Genomic DNA, 19,941 nt, shown 5'->3' with positions numbered 1-19,941 from the left:
TGGATGGTTGAAGCAAGGGGATGAGCGTGGCCAAGACGGCTGACAACACCTATCGCGCGCGGCAGGGACAGGGCATCGGCCTGGGCGGGCGCTATGCGCGCCTGCTCGCGCCCGCGGTCACCGGACCGGCCGCCGTGGTGGAACTGGTGGTGGCGATGCTGGCCGCGCTGGGACTGGCCTGGCTGGTGCTGCCGCAGAACCCGTTGCTGCTGGGCATGGGTTTTCCGTGGGCCTGGCTGCTGCCGGTGATCCTGGCGCTGCGCTACGGTACGCTGATCGGCGTGGGCAGCGTGCTGATGCTGCTGGGCGCCTGGTATGTGTACCACCAGACCGGCGTGATGCCCGGCCCGTTCCCGCGCCTGTTTTTCCTGGGCGGCCTGCTGCTGGTGCTGGTGGCGGGGCAGTTCGGCGATATCTGGGGCACGCGCCTGGCGCGCGCGCGCGCCGTGAACCGCTACCTGGACGAGCGCCTGGCGGCGCTGACCAAGAACCACTACCTGCTGCGCATCTCCCACTCGCGGCTGGAAAACGACCTGCTGGCGCGGCCCACCACGCTGCGCGACACCCTGTCGCAGCTGCGCGGCGTGGCGCTGGAACAGGCCGCCCGCGGCGGCCACGTGCTGGCCGGCGCGCAGCCGGTGCTGCAGGTGGTGGCGCAGGCCTGCCAGGTCGAGGCGGCCGCGCTCTACGCCTGCGATGGCGAGCGCGTCGAGGCCGAGCCCGCGGCCAGCATCGGCCCGGCCTTCACGCTCGACCCCACCGATCCGCTGGTGCGCCACTGCCTGGACACGCGCCAGCTCGCGCACCTGCGCGCCGACGGCCTGCAGCACGATGCCCGCACCCGCTACGTGGCGGTGGCGCCGGTGCTGGCAGGCTCCGACCACCTGATCGGCCTGCTGGTGGTGGAGCGCATGCCGTTCCTGTCGCTGAACTACGAGAACCTGCAGATGCTGATGGTGCTGCTGGGCTACTACGCCGACGGGGTCGAGCATGCCGGCGCCACCCGCTCCATCCTGGCGGCGCTGCCGGCGTGCCCGTATCCGTTTGCGCTGGACTATGCTCGCCTGTCGCGGCTGCAGCGCGAGACCGGCATCGACAGCTCGGTGGTGGCGCTGGTGTTCGACACCGATCCCGAGCGCGATGCGCTGTTCGAGCAGGTGGTGCGCAGCCGGCGCGCGCTCGACGTGGCCTGGCCGCTGGTCAATCCCCACCATCGCGCCATGCTGACGCTGATGCCGCTGTCCGATGCGCAGGCCGTGGCGGCCTACCTGGTGCGCATCGAAGACATGCTGCGCGCGCAGTTCGGCACCGATTTCACCCGCGCCGGCATCGGCGTCTACTCGCTGGCGGTGCCCGCGAGCGGTGCCGAAGAGGCGCTGGTCAAGCTGCTGCGCCGGGCCCAGGTGGACGGCACGACGGCGCGGCCGGCACCGGCAGCCGGGAAAGCGCCCCATGTTTAAGCTCGGCGCCGGCGGCCTGGCCGCCCAGATCGCCGCGCTGGCGCTGCTGGCGCGCGCCGGCAACAGCACCGCGCTGCTGCTGGCGTTCCTGGGCACGCAGGCGGTGGCCGCGGCGCTGACGGCGCTGCTGCTGTGGCGCCTGCTGCCGCGGCGCTTGCGCGTGCCGTTCGCGTGGAGCTATGGCTTCCTGGCGCTGTTCTGCTTCTTCGTGCCGCTCGGCGGCGCGCTGGTGTGCGTGGGCAGCTACCTGCTGTCGAAGCTGTTCCCGCGCGGCATCGACACCAGCGGCATCGGCACCGTCGGCCTGCCCGAATTCGTCACGCACCTGATGTCGCGCGTCACGCATGGCGGCGGCGCGCGGCTGCGGGCGCAATTAGGCAATGCGCGCGCGCCGCTGCCGGAGCGCATGACCGCGCTGGTGGCGATGCAGTCGATGCCGGCGCGCACCGTCAGCCCGGTGCTGCGCGAGCTGCTGGCCGACAGCGCCGACGATATCCGGCTGCTGGCCTACGGCATGCTGGACGGTGCCGAGAAGCAGCTGACCCAGCAGATCCTGGCCGAGCTGCCGCGGCTGGAAACCGCCTACAGCCCGGGCGAGCGCGCCGAGATCAGCAAGCGCCTGGCCGACCTGTACTGGGAACTGATCTACCAGAACCTGGTGCAGGGCGACGTCTACCGCTATACCGCCAGCCAGGTCGAGCGCTACGCCAGCGCGGCGCTGTCGCATGACGACAGCATTGCGTCGCTGTGGTACATGCGCGGACGCCTGGCGCTGGCGCGCAACGCCCCGCGCGAGGCGCGCGCCTGGCTGCAGCGCGCCGAGGCGCTTGGTTTCGCGCGCGAGCGCGTGCTGCCGCACCTGGCCGAAGCAGCCTACCTGGAACGCGACTACGCCGCGGTGCGCCAGCTGATGGCATCCTTTGACAGCCCCTCGCCGCTCCCACTGGTGCGGCCCCTGCTGCGGTACTGGCAATCATGAGCGAGATCCTGTTGAAAGCGGCGTCCGCCGATGTCATGCTGCTGCTCGAAGGCACCTTCCCGTACGTCAGCGGCGGCGTGTCGAGCTGGGTCAACCAGATGATCCGCGCGTTTCCGGAGCTGCGCTTCGGCATCGTCTTCATCGGCAGCCGGCGCGAGGACTATGGCGACATGGCCTACCAGCTGCCGGCCAACGTGGTGCACCTGGAAACGCACTACCTCTATGACTTTCCGCCGCCACCGCTGGCGCAGGGCCGCGGCGGCGACGCGAAGGCGTTCGATGCCGCCGACCGGCTGCACGAGATGCTGCGCGAGCCCGGCCGCGAGGCCGAGGCCGGCGCGATGATCCGCGACCTGATGCCGGCGCTGCGCGAGGGCGGCGCGCTGGGCGAGGACGCGTTCCTGTACAGCCGCCGTGCCTGGCAGACCATCACCGACCAATACCGGCGCTTCTGCACCGACCCGTCCTTCACCGATTACTTCTGGACCGTGCGTATCATGCACAAGCCGCTGTGGCAGCTGGTGCGGATTGCCGACGGGCTGATCCCGGCGCGCATCTACCATACGGTCTCCACCGGCTATGCGGGCTTTCTCGGCGCGCTGCTGCGCCACCGCAACCAGCGCCCGCTGCTGGTGTCGGAGCACGGCATCTATACCAAGGAACGCAAGATTGACCTGTTCCAGAGCCAGTGGATCCGTGACAACCGCAATGTGTTCGAGCGCGACATCTCCCAGATCAGCTATTTCCGCGAGCTGTGGGTGCGCTTTTTCGAAACCCTGGGCCGGGTCTGCTATGACGCCGGCGACGATATCGTCGCGCTGTACGAGGGCAACCGCCGCCGCCAGGTGCAGGACGGCGCGCCCGAGGCACGCACGCGCAGCATCCCCAACGGCATCGACCTCCCGCGCCTGGCGCCGCTGCGCGCGCGGCGCCAGCCCGGGGTGCCGCCGGTGCTGTGCCTGATCGGCCGGGTGGTGCCGATCAAGGACGTCAAGACCTTTATCCGCGCGATGCTGACAGTGGTGCGCGAATACCCCGAGGCCGAAGGCTGGATCGCCGGCCCGGAGGACGAAGACCCCGAATACGCGCGCGAATGCCGCAGCCTGGCCGAAAGCCTGGGCCTGGGCAAGAAGGTGAAATTCCTCGGCTTCCAGCGCATCGACGCGCTGCTGCCGCAGGTGGGCGTGCTGGTGCTCAGTTCGATCAGCGAAGCGCTGCCGCTGGTGGTGCTGGAAGGCTTTGCCGCCGGCGTGCCGTGCGTGACCACGGACGTGGGCTCGTGCCGCGAGCTGCTGTTCGGCCTGCCCGGCGAGGACGCCGCGCTGGGGCCGGCTGGCGAGGTGGTGCGCATCGCCGATCCCGCCGCGCTGGCCGCGGCTGCGCTCGGGCTGCTGCGCGAGCCGGCGCGCTGGCAGGCGGCGCAGGCCGCCGGCGTGGCGCGCGTGGAGCGCTACTACACCCAGGAGCGCATGGTCGGCAGCTACCGCGAATTGTATCAACGGCTGATGGCGCGGGCCGATGGCGCCGCGCCCGACGCAGCCCGGCACGGCGGCAATCCTGCGCGCTGCCCGGTCCACGGAGGAGCCTGAGCATGGCGGGCATTGGATTCGAGCTGCGCAAGATGCTGCGGCGGGACAACCTGTCCGGCATGCTGAGCGCCTATGCGTATGCCGGCATCATCAGCTCGGGGCCGTGGATCCTGTCGATCGTCGGCATCCTGCTGATCGGCATGCTGAGCCTGCCGTTCGTGGTGCCGGGCACGCTGATCACGCAGTTCCAGGTCTCGGTGACCTACCTGATCGCGGGCAGCCTGATCCTGACCGGGCCGATGCAGCTGTCGTTCACGCGCTTTACCTCCGACCGGCTGTTCGAAAAGCGCGACCACCTGATCCTCAGCAACTACCACGCGGTGGCGCTGCTGGCCACGGTGCTGTCGGGCGGCATCGCCGTGGCGTGCGCGGTGTTCAGCTTCGGCGCGCAGTCGGTGCTGTACCGGCTGCTGATGGTGGCGGGTTTCGTGGCGCTGAGCAATATCTGGATCGCCGCGATCTTCCTGTCGAGCATGAAGCAGTACAAGGCCATCGTCTGGACCTTCCTGCTGGGCTACGCGGTCTCGGTGGCGGCCGCGCTGGGGCTGCGCGGCTTCGGCATGGAAGGGCTGCTGGGCGGGTTCGTCGCGGGCCAGCTGTGCCTGCTGACCGGCATGGTGACGCTGATCTACCGCAACTACACCAGCCGCCAGTTCATCTCGTTCGAGGTGTTCCGGCACCGCTATGCCTACCCCAGCCTGGTGGCGATCGGGCTGCTCTACAACCTGGGCATCTGGATCGACAAGTTCATGTTCTGGTATGCGCCATCTACCGGCCACCAGGTGATCGGCCCGCTGCGCGCGTCGATCATCTACGACATCCCGGTGTTCCTGGCGTACCTCGCCATCATTCCCGGCATGGCGGTGTTCCTGGTGCGCATCGAGACCGATTTCGTCGAGTACTACGACGCGTTCTACGATGCGGTGCGCGGCGGCAGTTCGCTGGAGCATATCGAGGACATGCGCAACACCATGGTCCAGACCATCCGGCTGGGCCTGTACGAGATCGTCAAGGTACAGGCCATCGCCGCGCTGCTGCTGTTCGCGGTGGGCACTTGGGTGCTGCGGCTGCTGGGTATTTCCGAGCTGTACCTGCCGCTGCTGTACGTCGATGTGATCGGCGCCAGCCTGCAGGTGGTGCTGCTGGGCGTGCTCAACATCTACTTCTACCTGGACCGGCGCCGCGAGGTGCTGCTGCTGACCGCGCTGTTCGTGGTGCTGAACTGCGCCCTGACGCTGGTGACGCTGCAGCTGGGACCGGCCTGGTACGGCTATGGCTTCGCGGTGTCGCTGCTGGTGGTGGTGGCGCTGGCGCTGGCCATGCTCGACCACAAGCTCGAGCGGCTGGAGTACGAGACCTACATGCTGCAATAGCGCGTGGCAGCGATGGTGCCCGGTGGGCACGCCGGCGCACCCCTCGTCGGGGCGTCTCGACGGAATGGGCCGCGATTGGGTAACATTGCGGCAGCCGGCGGGCTTCGGCCTGGCCCGCCGGTTCAGATCGACGGCCGCGCCCCCCTTGCCAGGGTGAAATACAAAGAATGACTTGCCGGCCGGGCCGTCGACACGCCGTGGCAGAGACCGCAGTTGCAGTCGGAAGCTGGCAGAAGGGTGTAGAGGTATGCGAATTGCATCCGTGGAGGATGATCCGGATCAGGCCGAACTGATCCGGCAGATTTTGGGCGAAGCCGGTTTCGAATGCGAATCCTTCGCCAACGGTTCCGACTTGCTGCGCGCGCTGCGCGAACGCGCCTACGACCTGCTGCTGGTCGACTGGCAGCTGCCGGGCACCAGCGGCTATGAACTGGTCAGCTGGGTGCGGCAGAAGTCCGGCAACATGCCGCCGATCCTGTTCGTCACCAGCCGCACCGCCGAAGCCGATATCGTTGACGGGCTGACGGTGGGCGCCGACGACTACATGCTCAAGCCCATCCGCGCCGGCGAGCTGGTCGCGCGCGTGCGCTCGCTGCTGCGCCGCGCCTATCCGGAGGCCGCGCAGGAAGTCGAGCTGATCCGGCGCGGCAACTACACCGTCGATACCCACGCGCGCACCATCGCCGTCGGCGGCGAAGCCGCGGTGCTGTCGCCGCGCGAATATGAGCTGGCCCTGTTCCTGTTCCGCAATACCGGGCGCCTGCTGGCGCGCGAGGTGATGGAGCAGGCGGTGTGGGGTCGCGCCATGGGGGCGGGCTCGCGCACGCTCGACACGCATATTTCCCGCTTGCGCCTGAAGCTGGCGCTGCGCCCCGAGAACGGCGTGCGGCTGACCTCGGTGTATTCGCACGGCTATCGTTTCGAAGAGATTTCCGCGGCCGAAGCGCAGGCGGACGAGGACCGCGATGCGTAGGGTCGTGCGTGGTATCGCGTTGGCCCTGCTGGCCGGTGCGGCAGTGCCCGCGCAGGCCGGGCCCGCGGGCGCGCAGGGCGCCGACTTTATCTACGTGGTGGAACCGGGCGATACGCTGATCGGGCTGGCTTCGCGCTACATGGCATCCGAGCAGGGCTGGCGCACGCTGCAGCGCCTGAACGGCGTGGCCGATCCATACCGGCTGGTGCCGGGGTCGCGCGTGCGCATCCCGCTCGCCCAGATCCCGGAACAGGCGGCGTCGGCGCGCGTGGTCTACGTCAGCGGCGGGGTGCGCGCCAACGGCCGGCCGGTGCAGGTCGGCATGACCCTGGACGAGGCCGCGCGCATCGAGACCCCGGCCGGCGGCTCGGCCACGCTCGAGCTGCCGGACCGCACCCGCGTCACGCTGCCGCCCGCGACCACGGTGGCGGTGAACCGGCTGCGAACCTTCACGCGCAGCGGCCTGGTCGACACCGTGATCCGTATCGACCAGGGCGCGGCCGAGACCCGCGTGGCGCCCGAGGGCGGCGGCGTCGGCCGCTTCGAGATGCATACGCCGATGATGGTGACCGGCGTGCGCGGCACCCGCTACCGCGTTTCGGCCGATGCCGGCGGCAGCCGCAGTGAGGTGCTGCAAGGCCGGGTCGGCGTCAGCGCCGCGCGCGCAAGAATGGCAGCGGCAACCGCAGCGGCACCGCAGCGCGCCATGACCGCGGCGGCGTCGCTCGAGGCCGGCTACGGCATCGCCGTGTCGGCCGGCGGCAGGCTGTCGCAACCGGTGGCGCTGCTGCCGGCGCCGGCCTTGCTGCCGCCTGATCAAACCGTGCTGGGGCCGTCGTTCGAGGCGGCCTGGCAACCGGTGCCGGGCGCCGTGGCCTACCGCGTGCGGGTGGCGCGCGATGCGGCGCTGAGCGAGCTGGTCTGGACCGGCACCGCCAGCGGCGCCGATGCCGCCCGGGTGCGGGTCGAAGGCCTGCCGGAAGGCACGCTGTACCTGAGCGTCAGCGCCATCGACCGGCACCAGCTGACCGGCCATGATGCGCAGGCGCCGGTCTCGGTGCGGCTGAACCCGCCGGCACCGTTCACGCAGCAGCCCGCCGCGGATGCGGTGCGCTATGCCGATGCCGTCAGCTTCGAATGGGCCACGGTGCCGGCTGCGGCCAGCTACGAGCTGGCGCTCGCCACCGATGCCGCCTTTACCCGCGACGCCGCCGTCCACGGCGCCGCCGCGTCGCCCGCCGCGCGGGCGCTGGCGCCGGGCCGCTGGTGGTGGCGCGTGCGCAGCGTCGATGCGGCGGGCCTGCCGGGCCCGTGGTCGGACGCGGTGCCGTTCCGCGTCGAGCCCAAGCCGCCGGTGCCGACCCTGCAGGACGACGGCGGCGCGCTGCACATCGGCTGGCCCGATGGCGGCGGCGGCCCTGGCTACCGGGTGCAGCTGGCGGCCGAGGCGGGCTTCGCCACGCTGCTGGCGGACGAACACACCGCCACCAACGCCATCGACCTGCCGCGCCCCGCGCCGGGCGTCTATTTCATCCGTGTGGCGCGCGCCGCGCCCGGCGTGGCGCCCGACCCGGCCGCGTTCTCGGCGCCGCAGCGCATTGAAGTCATCGCCATGCTGCGCGACGGGCAGGGCGGCGCAATCGGTTCGGGCGACCGGCCGGATGGCGGTGGCCGCATCCGGCTCCGCTGACGCAAACCGCGCGCCGCACGCGCGCGCGGAGCCGCGCGCGGCGGGGCGCGCCTTCGGCCAGCGCACGCTGGTCGAATGGTGCCTGCTGGCCGCCGCGGTGCTGGCGCTGGTGATGCTGGCGGCGCGCCAGGGCTGGACCGAACGCGCCGACCTGGCCGCCTACGACATCGCCATCGGCGCCCAGCACCATCCCGCCCGCGACGACATCGTCATCGTCGGCATCGACGACGCCAGCATCACCGCCATCGGCCGCTGGCCGTGGCGCCGCGCGGTGCTGGCGCAGCTGATCGAACGCATCGGCGCCGGCGGCCCGCGCGTGATCGGCGTCGACGTGATCCTGTCCGAGCGCGATACCAGATATCCGCAAGACGACGCCGTGCTGGCGCGCAGCATGGCGCTGGCCGGCAACGTGGTGCTGCCGGTGCTGGCCGAGCCCGGCCCCGCCGGCATGCTGGTGCGCTACCCGTTGGCCGGGCTGGGCGCCGCCGTCGGCCATATCAACATGGTGGTCGATACCGACGGCGTGGCGCGCCAGGTCTATCTGCGCGAAGGCCCGCACCCGGTCGCCGCCGCCGGCGTGCCGCACCTTGCCGCGGTGATGGCTGGCTTCGGCCGCGCCGGCGCGCTGCCCGAAGGCGTGCGCCACGAGCCGGCCGTGGTCGCCGAAGCCAATGGCTGGGAACGCAGCGGCCGCCTGCGCATTCCGTACGCCGGCCCGCCCGGCACCTTTGCCCGCGTGTCAGTGCGCGACGTGCTCGAAGGCCGCATCGATCCGGCCAGGTTTGCCGGCAAGGCGGTGCTGATCGGCGCGCTCGCCACCGGCATGGGCGACGTGCTGCCGACGCCGGTCTCGCGCGATGGCCGTGGCATGAGCGGCGTCGAGATCCTGGCCAACACCGTGCAGGCGGTGAGCGACGGCGATGCCATTGTCGCGGTGTCGCCGGCATGGCAGGCCGGCGGCACGCTGCTGGCGGTGCTGCTGGCCGCGCTGGCGGCGCTGCGGCTGCCGCCGCGCGGCGCGCTGGTCGCCACCGGGCTGCTGCTGGCGGGCCTGCTGCTGGGCTCGCTGGCGCTGCTGGCATTGGCGCGGCTATGGTTCGCGCCGGCCGCCGCGGTGCTGGGCTGCGTGCTGTTCTATCCGTTGTGGAGCTGGCTGCGCCAGGAAGCGGCGCTGCGTTTCCTCAGCGACGAGCTGGCGCGGCTGGAGCGCGAGCCCGGCGTGATGCCCGCGCCGCGGCACGCCGGCGCCACGCTCGACAGCCGCATGCGCGCGGTCTACGGCGTCAGCGCGCAGCTGCGCGGCCTGCGCCGTTTCCTCTCCGACGGGATCGAAAGCCTGCCCGATGCCACCGCCATCTGCGACCTGGACGGCGGCGTGCTGCTGGCCAACCGGCGCTGCGTGGCGCTGGCCCCGGCGGTGCTGGCGCGCGTACCCGAGGGGCCAGCGGAGCCGGGCGTGCCGCGCCCCGGCATCCGCGCGCTGATCGAGGCGGTGTGCCCGGCGCCGGCACCGGCGCTGGCGTACTGGCAGGCGCTGCATGACCGCCATGCCGGCGCACCCGCGGCGCGGACGCCGGCGCCGGTGCCCGAGGGCGGCATCGAAGTGTCCGGGCGCGGTGACCGCCGCTACCTGCTGCATGGCGCGCCGCTGCATGGCGAATCCGGCGCCGTGGCAGGCCTGATCGTCAGTGTGATCGACATCACAGCGATCCGCCTGGCGGAGCGCCAGCGCGAGCAGATGCTGCGCTTCCTGTCGCACGACATGCGCTCGCCGCAGGCGTCGATCCTGGCGCTGATCGAACTGGAACAGCGTCGCGCGCATCAGGCGGGCACCAGCGTCGGCACCAGCCCGGGCGATGCCGCCGCGGACAGCGGCGTGCTGGCCCGCATCGCGGCGCATGCACGCCGCACCCTGACGCTGGCCGACGATTTCATCAGCGTGGCGCGCGCGGAGTCGAAGACGCTGGCGTTCATGGAAGTGGAGCTCGGCGGGCTGGTGCTCGACGCCACCGACCAGCTGTGGGCGCTGGCCAAGGCACGCGAGGTGTCCTTGCAGATCGACCTGCCCGACGACCCCGCGGTGCTGCAGGGCGAACCCGCATTGCTGGTGCGCGCCATCGCCAACCTGGTCAGCAATGCGATCAAGTTCAGCCCCGCGGGCGCGACCGTGACGGTGTCGCTGACGCGCGCGGCGCAGCGCTTCGTGGTGGCCGTGCAGGACCATGGGCCGGGCATTGCCGAGGCCGACCAGGCCCGGCTGTTCGAGCCGTTTGCGCGGCTGCACGAGGGCCAGCAGGGCGCGCCGGAAGGGACCGGGCTGGGTCTGGTGCTGGTGCGCGCCGTGGCCGAGCGGCATGGCGGCCAGGCCAGCGTGCGCAGCCAGCCCGGCATGGGTGCCGTGTTCCGCATCGAGCTGCCGTTTTCCCCGAGCTCGCAGCCTGCCTCGGTATGACCTGATCGCGGCCCGCGACGCGTTTCGGGGCACTGCCTGTTACGGCCGCGGACACAATTGTTGGCAGTCGCAAACGGGGGATTTGCGTAGCATCGGAGCACCGCTGGAGCCGCATCCGGTGGTCTTCACGCCCACGCCAGCTCCCCCACGGCTGTAACTGGCGTGGGCGGCTTTTTTTGCCCAAGGCGCGAAACGAAGCGCGAAACGAGGCGCGAAACTAAGCGCGAAACGTCAGGGTAAAGCGCGTCTTGCCCGCCTCCGACGACACGCCGATTGCGCCACCGTGCGCGGCGACGATGGCCTGCGTGATCGCCAGCCCCAGCCCCAGTCCCGCGCCATCGGACTCGGGCCGCGCGCGCGACTTGTCGGCGCGGAAGAAGCGGTCGAACAGCGCGGGGAGCAGTTCGGGCCGGATGGTTTCGCCTTCGTTCTCGACCACCACCTGCACCGCGTCGGCGCCCGGCGTGATCTCCACCACGATGCCCTTGCCCGCGGGCGTATGCCGCAGCGCATTCGACAACAGGTTGCTCAGCGCCCGGCGCAGCATCAGCCGGTCGCCGGTGATGCGGCCGCGGCCGCGCAGCGTGAGCCGCACGCCCTTGTCCTCGGCGAGCGCATCGTAGAAATCGAACAGCGCCTCGACTTCATCCGCTACCTCGATCGGTTCCGCGCTGGGCAGCGTGATGCCATGCTCGGTCTTGGCCAGGTACAGCATGTCCGAGACCATGCGCGACAGCCGCTGCAGCTCTTCCACGTTCGAGGCCAGCACGTCGCGGTAGCGCGCCGCATCGCGCGGCTGCGACAGCACCACCTGGGTCTGCGTCATCAGGTTGGTGATCGGCGTGCGCAGTTCGTGCGCCAGGTCCGACGAGAATTCCGACAGGCGCGCGAAGTCGCGCTGCAAGCGCTCCAGCATCGCGTTGAGGGTGGCGGCCAGGTCGGCCATTTCCACCGGCACGGTCTCGACCGGCATGCGCTCGTCCAGCTTGTGCGCGGTCACGGTGCGCGCGCGCGAGGCCATGGTGCGCAGCGGCGACAGTCCGCGGCGCGCCGCCCACCAGCCCAGCAGCCCGCTCGCCAGCGCCGCCAGCGTGCCGTAGAAGGCTAGCGTGTTGCGGAACGCGTGCAGGAAATGGTCATGCAGCGCCGTGTCCATGCCGACCAGCACCTGCAGTGCGCCCGGCTCGCCGCCAGATTGTGCACCAGCATGCGCCACCGCCAGCTGCGCACGCAGCCCGCGGTAGGTCTGCCCCTGCTGTTCCCAGGCAAAGGCGTCGTTGGCTGCCGGCGCCTGCGCGGCGGCGGCCAGCGCCGGGCGGAAATCGAAATCCCGCGTGGCGTACAGGCGCTTGCCATTGGCGCCACGCACTTCGGCGACGAAGCCGGCATGGTGTTCCAGCGCCGGCCCCAGGCGCTGCGGCAATGACGCCGCCGGGCCGTCGGCGGCGATCTTCTCGATCAGCCGCACGTTGTCGGCCAGCACCGCATAGTCCTCGTCGGCGAAATGATCGTCGATCGCCAGCCAGATCAGCACGCCCAGCCCCAGCAGCACCGCCGCCGACGACAGCGAGAACAGGATGGTGAGCCGTGCCGTCAGCGACAGTCGGGGTTTCATGTGGGCTGCCCGTCGTTTGCCGGCGGCGCGTCTGCTTCATCGGCGGCTTCGGGCGCCTCCAGCACATAGCCCATGCCGCGCACGGTCTGGATCAGGCGGGCCTCGAAGCCGTCGTCGATCTTGGCGCGCAGGCGCCGGATCGCGACGTCGATGACATTGCTGTCGCTGTCGAAGTTCATGTCCCACACCTGCGAGGCGATCAGCGAGCGCGGCAGCACCTCGCCGCGGCGGCGCGCCAGCAGCTCCAGCAGCGCGAACTCCTTGCTGGTCAGCGTGATGCGGCGCCCGGCGCGCGTGGCGCGCCGGCGGGTCAGGTCCAGCACCAGGTCGGCCACCTGGATACGGTCCAGCGCCATCTGCGCGGTACCGCGGCGCAGCAGCGTGCGCACGCGCGCCAGCAGTTCGGAGAAGGCGAACGGCTTGACCAGGTAATCGTCGGCACCCAGCTCCAACCCCTTGACGCGGTCCGCCACGCTGTCGCGCGCGGTCAGGAACAGCACTGGCACCGCATTCTGTCCCGCGCGCAGCGCCTGCACGATGCGCCAGCCATCCACGTCCGGCAGCATCACGTCCAGGATGATCAGGTCGTAGGGCTCGGTCATGGCCATGTGCTGGCCGTCCAGACCGTTGCGCACCAGGTCGACGACGAAGCCCGCCTCGGTCAGCCCCTGGCGCAGGTATTCGCCGGTCTTGGACTCGTCCTCCACCACAAGCAGTTTCATCAGCACTTTCCTTATGCGATCGGGCCGGCCGATCGCTCCTTATTACGGCCAGGCAACTCTACGCCGGCGTTGCCGGCGCCAACATGACCGCAAGATTACCGGATTGTCATGTTCCGGTCAGACCTCGGTAGGGTGGCGCTGGCTACGCTTGGCAGGCCTACTAACCGAACCGATGTGACATGCGACGCCATCCAAGCCCCGGCCGCCTAGCGCTGCCCCATTTGCTGCCTGATCCGCTTTCCGGCTTGCCCGACCTGCGGCGCCGCCGCTTCGTGCAGGGGCTGGCCGCCGGCGGCGTGGTGGCCGGCCTCGGGCTGGGTGGCAGCGCCTGGGCACAGCATGCCGGGCACGGCGGCGGCGCGCGCGAGGGGCAGCCCGCCCCGGCGGGCAGCGGTGCCGGCCCGGTGCTGCGCGGCACCGAGTTCGACCTGGTGATCGGCGAATCGCTGGTCAACTACACCGGCAAGCCGACCATCGCCACCACCATCAACGGCATGCTGCCCGGCCCGACGCTGCGCTGGCGCGAGGGCGACACCGTCACCATCCGCGTGACCAACCGCCTGCGCGAGGCCACTTCGATCCACTGGCACGGCATCATCCTGCCTTACCAGATGGACGGCGTGCCCGGCATCAGCTTCCCGGGCATCCCGCCCGGCGAGACCTTTACCTACCGCTTCAAGGTCACGCAGACCGGCAGCTACTGGTATCACTCGCACTCCGGCTTTCAGGAGATGACCGGCGTGTATGGCGGCATCGTCATCGATCCGGTCTCCGGGCACGAGCGCGCCCACGCCGATCGCGACCATACCGTACTGCTGTCGGACTGGACCGACGAAGACCCGATGCGGGTGCTGAACAAGCTCAAGATCCAGGGCGACTACTACAACTACAACCAGCCCACGGTGGTCGACTTCTTCCGCGACGTGTCGCGCGACGGCCTGAAGCAGGCGCTGGACAAGCGCCGCATGTGGAACCAGATGCGGATGAGCCCGACCGACCTGGCGGACCTGTCCAGTGCCACCCTGACCCACCTGGCCAATGGCGTCACGCCGGCGGGCAACTGGACCGGCCTGTTCCGCCGCGGCGAGACTGTGCGCCTGCGCTTTATCAACGGCTCGGGCAACACCTTCTACGACGTGCGCATTCCGGGGCTCCAGCTGCGCGTGGTGCAGGTCGACGGCCAGGACATCGAGCCCGTCACCGTCGACGAATTCCGCTTCGGCCCGGGCGAGACCTGCGACGCCATCGTGACGCCGCAGGACGACGCCTACACCCTGTTCGCGCAGTCGATGGACCGCACCGGCTATGCACGCGGCACGCTGGCGGTACGCGAAGGCCTGTCGGCGCCGGTGCCCGCGCTGGACCGGGCCGAATGGCTGACCATGACCGACATGATGGGCGCGATGACCGGCCATGGCGGCCATGGAGGAGATGGCGGCCACGGCGGCCACGGTGCCCACGCCGGCCATGGTGCGATGCCGATGGCGGGCATGGACCATGCCGGCATGGACCACAGCCAGCACGCGATGGCGCCCGCCGACGCGCTGCGGGTGCCCAGCAAGACCGCACGCCATGCCCGCACCGAATATGGCGCCGGCACCGACATGCGCGTCGACATGGCCCGCACCAACCTCGACGACCCCGGCATCGGCCTGCGCAACAACGGCAGGCGCGTGCTGACGCTGGCCGACCAGCACACCGTCGGCGGGGCCATGGATGCGCGCGGGCCGGGGCGCGAGGTCGAGCTGCACCTGACCGGCAACATGGAGCGCTATACGTGGTCGTTCGACGGGGTCGAGTTCGGCAAGTCCACGCCGATCTACTTCAAGCATGGCGAACGGCTGCGCGTGATCCTGCACAACGACACCATGATGACCCACCCCATGCACCTGCACGGCATGTGGAGCGAACTGGAGGCGCCCGACGGCAGCTTCCAGGCGCGGCGCCACACCATCCCGGTGCAGCCGGCGCAGCGCATCAGCTTCCTGGTCACTGCCGATGCCCTGGGGCGCTGGGCCTGGCATTGCCACCTGATGCTGCATATGGATGCGGGCATGTTCCGCGAAGTGGTGGTGGCGTGATGAAGCAAGCCGAACTCTCGATTTTTATGCCCGGATACAAGAAGCCCATGCTGGCCGCGGCGCTGGCGCTGGGCGCCATGGGCGCAGCCTTTGCGCAGGACCCGCATGCCGGCCATGCGCACGGCCAAGGTCAACAGGCCGCTCCGGCTGCGCCTGCCGCGATGCAGGGCATGGACCATAGCCAGATGCAAGGGATGGACCACGGCCAGGTGCAAGGCATGGACCAGCCGGAGATCCAGACCATGGACGGCGCCAATGCGCCGCCGCAAGAGGCGGCCCCGGCCATGGACCATGGCGACATGAAGATGCAGGGCGGCAGCGCGCCGCCCGACGCGCGCGACCCGCACGCCTATTCCGGCGGCTACCAGCTCGGCGTCGGCCAGTACGCGCTGGGCGACAAGCGCCAGCTGGTGATGGCCGACGAGCACCTGTTCGCCTCGGTGCTGGTCGACCGCCTGGAATGGGCCCACGCCAACGGCCACAATGCCGCCGCCTACGAGGCGCAGGCGTGGTTCGGCAACAGCTTCGACAAGCTGGTGCTCAAGGCCGAGGGCGAGGCCTCCAGGGGCAAGCTGCACGAAGCCCGCACCGAGCTGCTGTGGGGCCACGCCGTGGCCAGCTACTGGGACACCCAACTGGGCCTGCGCAACGACGCCGGCAGCGGGCGCCCGGCGCGCAACTGGCTGGCGTTCGGCGTGCAGGGGCTGGCGCCGTACTGGTTCGAGGTCGATGCCACTGCCTATGTCGGTACCAGCGGCCGCACCGCGCTGCGCCTGTCGGCGGAATATGAGCTGCTGCTGACGCAGCGCCTGATCCTGCAGCCGCGCATCGAGGCCAATCTCTACGGCAAGAACGATCCGGAAGTGGGCATCGGCAGCGGCTTGTCCAACGGCACCGTGGGGCTGCGGCTGCGCTATGAGTTCAGCCGGCAGTTCGCCCCGTATATCGGCGTGGAGCGCTACCAGACCTTCGGCAATACCGCCGACATGATCCGCACCGCCGGCGGCAAGTCGGGCGAAACGCGCTTCGTCGCCGGCGTCCGTGTCTGGTTCTGATGCGGTCGCCTTGACCATCACACTTCTACATCCCTCAGCGGAGACCAACATGCATGCCAATCGCCCCCTGATCCACGCCATGATTGCGGCCACCGCCGCGCTGGCCAGCAGCCTTGCCTTCGCGCATCCCAAGCTGGAAGTGTCGACGCCCGCCGACAAGGCCGAGGTGCCCGCGCCGCAGAAGATCGAACTGCGCTTTTCCGAAAACCTCGTCACCCAGTTTTCCGGCGCCAACCTGGTGATGACCGGCATGCCGGGCATGGCCAACCATGCGCCGATGAAGATGGCCGTGAAGGTCTCGGGCAGCGATGACCCCAAGACCATGGTCATCACCCCCACGCAGCCGCTGCCGCCGGGCAGCTACCGGGTGGACTGGCGCGCGGTCTCTTCCGACACCCATCCCGTCAATGGCAACGTCACGTTCACGGTGAAGTAATTGGCGCAGCCGGAATGGCTGGCTGCCGGGCTGCGCCTGGCGCTTTATCTCGACCTCGCGCTGGTGTTCGGGCTGCCGCTGTTCGGTCTCTACGCACTGCAACGGGATGAACGCGCCGGCCGCTTCGCGCGGCGTTGCCGCGCGCTGGCGCTGGGTGGCGCCGGCGTGGGCATCGCGCTGTCGCTGCTGGCCCTGGTCGAGATGGCGCGCGCCATGACGGGCGCGTCGGACTATGCCGCCCTGCAGGCCCATGTGCTGGCGATGATCGTCACCGGCACCGATTTCGGCGTGGCCTGGTGCGTGCGCGTGGCGGCGCTGCTGTTGTTCGTGCTGGCCGGCATGAACCTGGGCCGCTTGCACCGCTTGCGCGCGCCGTGCGCCGTGCTGGCCGCGTATGGCGGCGTGGCGCTCGCCACGCTGGCGTGGGGCGGGCATGGCGCGATGCACGACGGTGCGGTGCGCTACCTGCACCTGGCCTCGGACGTGACCCACCTGCTCGCCGCGGGCGCATGGGTGGGAGCGCTGGCGGCGTTCCTGCTGCTGGCATGGCCCGGGGCGACGCCGCACGGCGAGGCCCTTGCGCTGCTGAGCCGCACCGCCAACGGCTTCGCGCGCATCGGTACCGGTATCGTGGCCTTGCTGGTGATCACCGGCGTGCTGAACTACTGGCTCATCGTCGGGCCGGTGATGCCCGAATTCGCGCCGATGTCCTACGGCGGGCTTCTGGCCGCCAAGCTTGCCTTGTTTGCCACCATGCTCGGGCTGGCCGCGGCGAACCGGTTTGCGCTGGCGCCGCGCCTGGAAGCGGCTGCGCGCACGGGCGAGCGGGGACCGGCGCTGCAGGCAGTCCAGGCGCTGCGGCGCAGCCTGCTGCTCGAAGCCGGCACCGCCGCGCTGGTGCTGGCGCTGGTGGCGGTGCTGGGGATGCAGTCGCCGACGCCGGCATGATGGCCGCGGGCTAGCGCTCGCGGCATGGGCCGGCCAATGCTTGCGTGCCGGCGTGCCGCTTCAGACATAGGCGATCAGCCGTCCGGCGCAGATCACCAGCAGCCAGGCGGCAATGGACAGGATCGCATTCAGGCGTGCGCCGGCAGGCGGCGCTGCGTCAGAGTCCCAGCCGCGCTCGCGGTCGTGCAGGCTGCGGCCTGGTCCGGCGTGGAACCACAGCACGTTGCCCAGCGCCAGCACGATCAGCCCCAGCTTGGCGAGGAATGCGGGGTTGGCGGCCAGCTCGTCGGCATGGGCCACGAACAGCAGCACGCCGCTGGCCGCGACGGCGATGAAGGCGCCGACAGTGAAGGGCAGCGCATGGCGCAGCAGCAGGCTGACCGGCAGCCGCCGGCCCAGCCCCGCCAGCCGCATGTCGACCACGAAGATGGAGCCGAACAGCAGCGCCATGCCGGCAAGGTGGACAATCTCCACCGCGGGATAGGCCCACGCCGAACTGCGCAGCGCCGTCGCGAACGGCAGCCGCGCCAGCGTGCTGGCCCATTCCGTCCACGTGGTGAAGAGCGCCGGCATGCGGCGTGCCGGCTCAGCGCAGCTCGACCGTCTTGCCGTCCACGGTGATGCGCTCGGCGCGCAGTTCGTCCGCTTTTTCCTTGCTGGCGTAGCCGACCAGCGTGACTTCGCGGCCCACCGCGACCTTGTCCGAGGTGGCGCCGCGCGCTTCCATGCGCGACACGGGGGCCAGCACCGCCAGCCAGCGCTTGCCGCCGGCGTCGATGCGGATATGCGCGTGCGGGTTCTCGTAATGGCTTTCGACGATCTTGCCGGTCAGCGTCATGGGTTTGGTCTCGTCATAGGTGGACCAGCCGTGGTGGGCGAGGGCCGGCACGGCCGCCATCGCCAGGGCGGCGGCGCCAAGGATGGGGCGGAGCAGGGCACGACGAAACAGGGCGCGGATGCTGGGCATGGCGGGTCTCCGGTCAGGACAGGTGCAGTATAGGCGCCCATTCCCGAACTTGCGGACCTTGCCGCCCTTGCCGCCGCGCCCGCTCCCTGCCTCAGGGTTGCGCGCGGCAGGTGTCGGCGCGCTGCACCAGCCGGCGCAGGCTCGGGCTGACCGGCTTGAGCGCGGCGCGCTCGGCGGTAAGGGCGAGCGCCAGGTTGCCGCTGCCGCTACGCAGCGCCGCTTCGACCAGCGTCAGGCCGATCACGTCGCGCTGCGCGTGGCTGCCGCCGAAGCGGTGGGCCACCAGGCGCACCGGCATCAGCAGTTCGATGGCGGTGGCGTAATCGCCCTGCGCGAACGCGATCAGCGCATCGGCCACCGGCAGCCCTACGTCGCGCGACATCATCGCGTTGGTGCCGTTGCCCAGCGCGGCCCGCTCCAGCGCGGCGCGCACCTGGTCGGCCGCGGCGGGGCGCTGCGCGCCCAGGCTGGCCATCACCGCATGCACGTCGTTGAAGGCGTAATAGCCGGCCGCGCCGCGGCCGAGCCAGTCATCCGCCACCGCATGCCAGCGCCGGCCCACGTCCACGCCGCGCAGGTGCAGCCGCCACAGCAGCGCCGAGGCATCGACCAGGTCCAGCGCGATCGCCGGCGCGGGCCGGCTGATGGCGCGGTCGTATAGCGCCAGTACCTCGCCGGTGCGGTCGTCTTCCAGCAGGAACAGCGCCAGGTGCCACCAGTTATGCACCGCCAGCATGTTGTCGTCGGCCCAGTCCTGGCGCCGGCCTTCCAGCCAGGCAATGCCCTCGTCGGTCCGACCCTGCATCTCCATCACGTGCGCCACCGCGTGCACGGCCCACGGATCGCGCGGCTGGCATTCCAGCGCGCGCCGTCCGGCTTCCTCGGCACGCTCGTAGAGCTGGGTCTCTTCCAGGCCGAACGCGTGCATGCCGAGCAGGTAGCCGTAGCCGGGCATGCCGGCATCCCAGTGCGGCAGCGCCTGCGCCACGCGGTCGCGCAGCATGGTCGACTGGCCCAGCAGGAAGTCGCCCAGGTGCGCGGTCTGCAGCGCCAGCAGGTCGCGTGGATAATCGATCACGATGTCGCCATAGCAGCGCACGGCGCGCTCGAAATCGCCGTCGAGCCAGGCGCGCGCCGCGGCGATATGGCGGCGCTCGCGCTCGTTGGCGCGGGCGTGCAGCGCTTCGCCGGCCTCGACGCTCTGGCGCAGCATGGGCTCGGCGGTGCCGTCGCCGGAGGTCACCATCAGCGCGGCGCGCAGCGCGTGGCCCATGGCGAAGCCGGGGTCGTCGGCCAGCGCTGCGTCGATCACGGCGAGCGGGTCGCCGTAATAGCCGTTCAGCAGGCGCAGGGCGGTCTCGTACTGCGCCACCGAGCGCGTGTTCAAGGTCGAGACCGCGAGGTCCCTGGAATCCGTCAGTGCCATGACCGTCTCCGTGCGCCCGCACGGCAGCGGGCTGTCACGAACCATCGTAGACGGCAAAACGCCCGGTGTAACGGGTGCGGCGCGGTGCGGCGCACCATGCCTGCGGGCGGCGCGGCCGCGGTGCCCGATATGCCGCCGCCGCCATACCGGCGGCGCGCGTCGGTTAAACTGCCGC

16 protein-coding genes are annotated in these 19,941 nt (G+C 70.7%); 11 read left to right on the top strand and 5 right to left on the bottom strand.

Annotation, left to right across the window (positions count from 1 at the left end; genetic code table 11):
- The first annotated feature begins 20 nt into the window (after window positions 1-20).
- From MKD38_RS04930 to MKD38_RS04900, 7 genes are all read left to right on the top strand, one after another.
- Window positions 21-1,460 (top strand): PelD GGDEF domain-containing protein, encoded by a 1,440-nt coding sequence (locus MKD38_RS04930; RefSeq protein ID WP_252674928.1) that lies wholly within the window; start codon window positions 21-23, stop codon window positions 1,458-1,460.
- Window positions 1,453-2,439, top strand: coding sequence for a tetratricopeptide repeat protein (locus tag MKD38_RS04925; protein WP_252674927.1), 987 nt, complete (start codon window positions 1,453-1,455; stop codon window positions 2,437-2,439). The genes MKD38_RS04930 and MKD38_RS04925 overlap by 8 nt, the downstream gene beginning before the upstream one ends.
- On the top strand, window positions 2,436-4,028 hold the full coding sequence (gene pelF, locus MKD38_RS04920; RefSeq protein ID WP_252674926.1) for a GT4 family glycosyltransferase PelF: 1,593 nt from the start codon (window positions 2,436-2,438) through the stop codon (window positions 4,026-4,028). Before MKD38_RS04925 ends, pelF begins: the two co-directional genes overlap by 4 nt.
- A 2-nt stretch (window positions 4,029-4,030) precedes the next feature.
- The gene (gene pelG / locus MKD38_RS04915) at window positions 4,031-5,401 is read left to right on the top strand and encodes an exopolysaccharide Pel transporter PelG (protein WP_252674925.1); all 1,371 of its coding nucleotides are present in this window, start codon (window positions 4,031-4,033) and stop codon (window positions 5,399-5,401) included.
- A gap of 247 nt (window positions 5,402-5,648) precedes the next feature.
- Window positions 5,649-6,374 (top strand): response regulator transcription factor, encoded by a 726-nt coding sequence (locus MKD38_RS04910; protein ID WP_252674924.1) that lies wholly within the window; start codon window positions 5,649-5,651, stop codon window positions 6,372-6,374.
- Window positions 6,367-8,064 (top strand): FecR domain-containing protein, encoded by a 1,698-nt coding sequence (locus MKD38_RS04905; protein WP_252674923.1) that lies wholly within the window; start codon window positions 6,367-6,369, stop codon window positions 8,062-8,064. The genes MKD38_RS04910 and MKD38_RS04905 overlap by 8 nt, the downstream gene beginning before the upstream one ends.
- Window positions 8,036-10,516 carry a CHASE2 domain-containing protein gene (locus tag MKD38_RS04900; RefSeq protein ID WP_252674922.1) on the top strand — a complete coding sequence of 827 codons (2,481 nt, stop codon included), beginning with the start codon at window positions 8,036-8,038 and terminating at the stop codon, window positions 10,514-10,516. The genes MKD38_RS04905 and MKD38_RS04900 overlap by 29 nt, the downstream gene beginning before the upstream one ends.
- 217 nt (window positions 10,517-10,733) lie before the next feature.
- Here MKD38_RS04900 and MKD38_RS04895 read toward each other — a convergent pair whose 3' ends face one another.
- Both MKD38_RS04895 and MKD38_RS04890 read right to left on the bottom strand, forming a co-directional pair.
- Window positions 10,734-12,131 (bottom strand): heavy metal sensor histidine kinase, encoded by a 1,398-nt coding sequence (locus MKD38_RS04895; protein WP_252674921.1) that lies wholly within the window; start codon window positions 12,129-12,131, stop codon window positions 10,734-10,736.
- Window positions 12,128-12,853 (bottom strand): heavy metal response regulator transcription factor, encoded by a 726-nt coding sequence (locus MKD38_RS04890; RefSeq protein ID WP_252674920.1) that lies wholly within the window; start codon window positions 12,851-12,853, stop codon window positions 12,128-12,130. Before MKD38_RS04890 ends, MKD38_RS04895 begins: the two co-directional genes overlap by 4 nt.
- 179 nt (window positions 12,854-13,032) lie before the next feature.
- On the opposite strand from MKD38_RS04890, the gene MKD38_RS04885 reads away from it, so the two are divergent.
- From MKD38_RS04885 to copD, 4 genes are read left to right on the top strand one after another with little or no spacing between them, the layout of a single operon-like run.
- Complete coding sequence (locus tag MKD38_RS04885) at window positions 13,033-14,934, top strand: copper resistance system multicopper oxidase (protein WP_252674919.1); 1,902 nt, start codon at window positions 13,033-13,035, stop codon at window positions 14,932-14,934.
- Window positions 14,934-15,989, top strand: coding sequence for a copper resistance protein B (locus MKD38_RS04880; protein ID WP_252674918.1), 1,056 nt, complete (start codon window positions 14,934-14,936; stop codon window positions 15,987-15,989). Before MKD38_RS04885 ends, MKD38_RS04880 begins: the two co-directional genes overlap by 1 nt.
- A 49-nt stretch (window positions 15,990-16,038) precedes the next feature.
- Entirely contained in the window at window positions 16,039-16,425 is a 387-nt protein-coding gene (gene copC / locus MKD38_RS04875) for a copper homeostasis periplasmic binding protein CopC (RefSeq protein WP_305882509.1), read from the top strand.
- Window positions 16,426-17,373 (top strand): copper homeostasis membrane protein CopD, encoded by a 948-nt coding sequence (copD, locus tag MKD38_RS04870; RefSeq protein WP_252674917.1) that lies wholly within the window; start codon window positions 16,426-16,428, stop codon window positions 17,371-17,373.
- A gap of 60 nt (window positions 17,374-17,433) precedes the next feature.
- On the opposite strand, the gene MKD38_RS04865 is transcribed toward copD, so the two are convergent.
- From MKD38_RS04865 to MKD38_RS04855, 3 genes are all read right to left on the bottom strand, one after another.
- On the bottom strand, window positions 17,434-17,946 hold the full coding sequence (locus MKD38_RS04865; protein WP_252674916.1) for a DUF6644 family protein: 513 nt from the start codon (window positions 17,944-17,946) through the stop codon (window positions 17,434-17,436).
- A 13-nt stretch (window positions 17,947-17,959) separates the two neighbouring features.
- Window positions 17,960-18,340 carry a DUF6152 family protein gene (locus tag MKD38_RS04860; protein WP_252674915.1) on the bottom strand — a complete coding sequence of 127 codons (381 nt, stop codon included), beginning with the start codon at window positions 18,338-18,340 and terminating at the stop codon, window positions 17,960-17,962.
- Between the two features lie 91 nt (window positions 18,341-18,431).
- Window positions 18,432-19,766: a tetratricopeptide repeat protein gene (locus MKD38_RS04855; protein WP_252674914.1), complete on the bottom strand. Its 1,335-nt coding sequence runs from the start codon at window positions 19,764-19,766 to the stop codon at window positions 18,432-18,434.
- Window positions 19,767-19,941 lie beyond the last annotated feature (175 nt).

The organism is Cupriavidus sp. WGlv3 (genome assembly GCF_023952475.1).
Classification (GTDB): Bacteria; Pseudomonadota; Gammaproteobacteria; order Burkholderiales; family Burkholderiaceae; genus Cupriavidus; species Cupriavidus phytorum.
This window is presented reverse-complemented; position numbering and strand designations above follow the sequence as displayed.

Excerpts from the sequence above, each read along its gene's own strand:
- MKD38_RS04930 (WP_252674928.1), top strand. The coding sequence starts at position 21 with ATGAGCGTGGCCAAGACGGCTGACAACACCTATCGCGCGCGGCAGGGA.
- MKD38_RS04910 (WP_252674924.1), top strand. The coding sequence starts at position 5,649 with ATGCGAATTGCATCCGTGGAGGATGATCCGGATCAGGCCGAACTGATC.
- pelF (WP_252674926.1), top strand. The coding sequence starts at position 2,436 with ATGAGCGAGATCCTGTTGAAAGCGGCGTCCGCCGATGTCATGCTGCTG.
- MKD38_RS04865 (WP_252674916.1), bottom strand. The coding sequence starts at position 17,946 with ATGCCGGCGCTCTTCACCACGTGGACGGAATGGGCCAGCACGCTGGCG.
- MKD38_RS04885 (WP_252674919.1), top strand. The coding sequence starts at position 13,033 with ATGCGACGCCATCCAAGCCCCGGCCGCCTAGCGCTGCCCCATTTGCTG.
- MKD38_RS04900 (WP_252674922.1), top strand. The coding sequence starts at position 8,036 with ATGGCGGTGGCCGCATCCGGCTCCGCTGACGCAAACCGCGCGCCGCAC.
- MKD38_RS04860 (WP_252674915.1), bottom strand. The coding sequence starts at position 18,340 with ATGCCCAGCATCCGCGCCCTGTTTCGTCGTGCCCTGCTCCGCCCCATC.
- MKD38_RS04880 (WP_252674918.1), top strand. The coding sequence starts at position 14,934 with ATGAAGCAAGCCGAACTCTCGATTTTTATGCCCGGATACAAGAAGCCC.
- MKD38_RS04855 (WP_252674914.1), bottom strand. The coding sequence starts at position 19,766 with ATGGCACTGACGGATTCCAGGGACCTCGCGGTCTCGACCTTGAACACG.
- MKD38_RS04890 (WP_252674920.1), bottom strand. The coding sequence starts at position 12,853 with ATGAAACTGCTTGTGGTGGAGGACGAGTCCAAGACCGGCGAATACCTG.
- pelG (WP_252674925.1), top strand. The coding sequence starts at position 4,031 with ATGGCGGGCATTGGATTCGAGCTGCGCAAGATGCTGCGGCGGGACAAC.
- MKD38_RS04895 (WP_252674921.1), bottom strand. The coding sequence starts at position 12,131 with ATGAAACCCCGACTGTCGCTGACGGCACGGCTCACCATCCTGTTCTCG.
- MKD38_RS04925 (WP_252674927.1), top strand. The coding sequence starts at position 1,453 with ATGTTTAAGCTCGGCGCCGGCGGCCTGGCCGCCCAGATCGCCGCGCTG.
- MKD38_RS04905 (WP_252674923.1), top strand. The coding sequence starts at position 6,367 with ATGCGTAGGGTCGTGCGTGGTATCGCGTTGGCCCTGCTGGCCGGTGCG.
- copC (WP_305882509.1), top strand. The coding sequence starts at position 16,039 with ATGCATGCCAATCGCCCCCTGATCCACGCCATGATTGCGGCCACCGCC.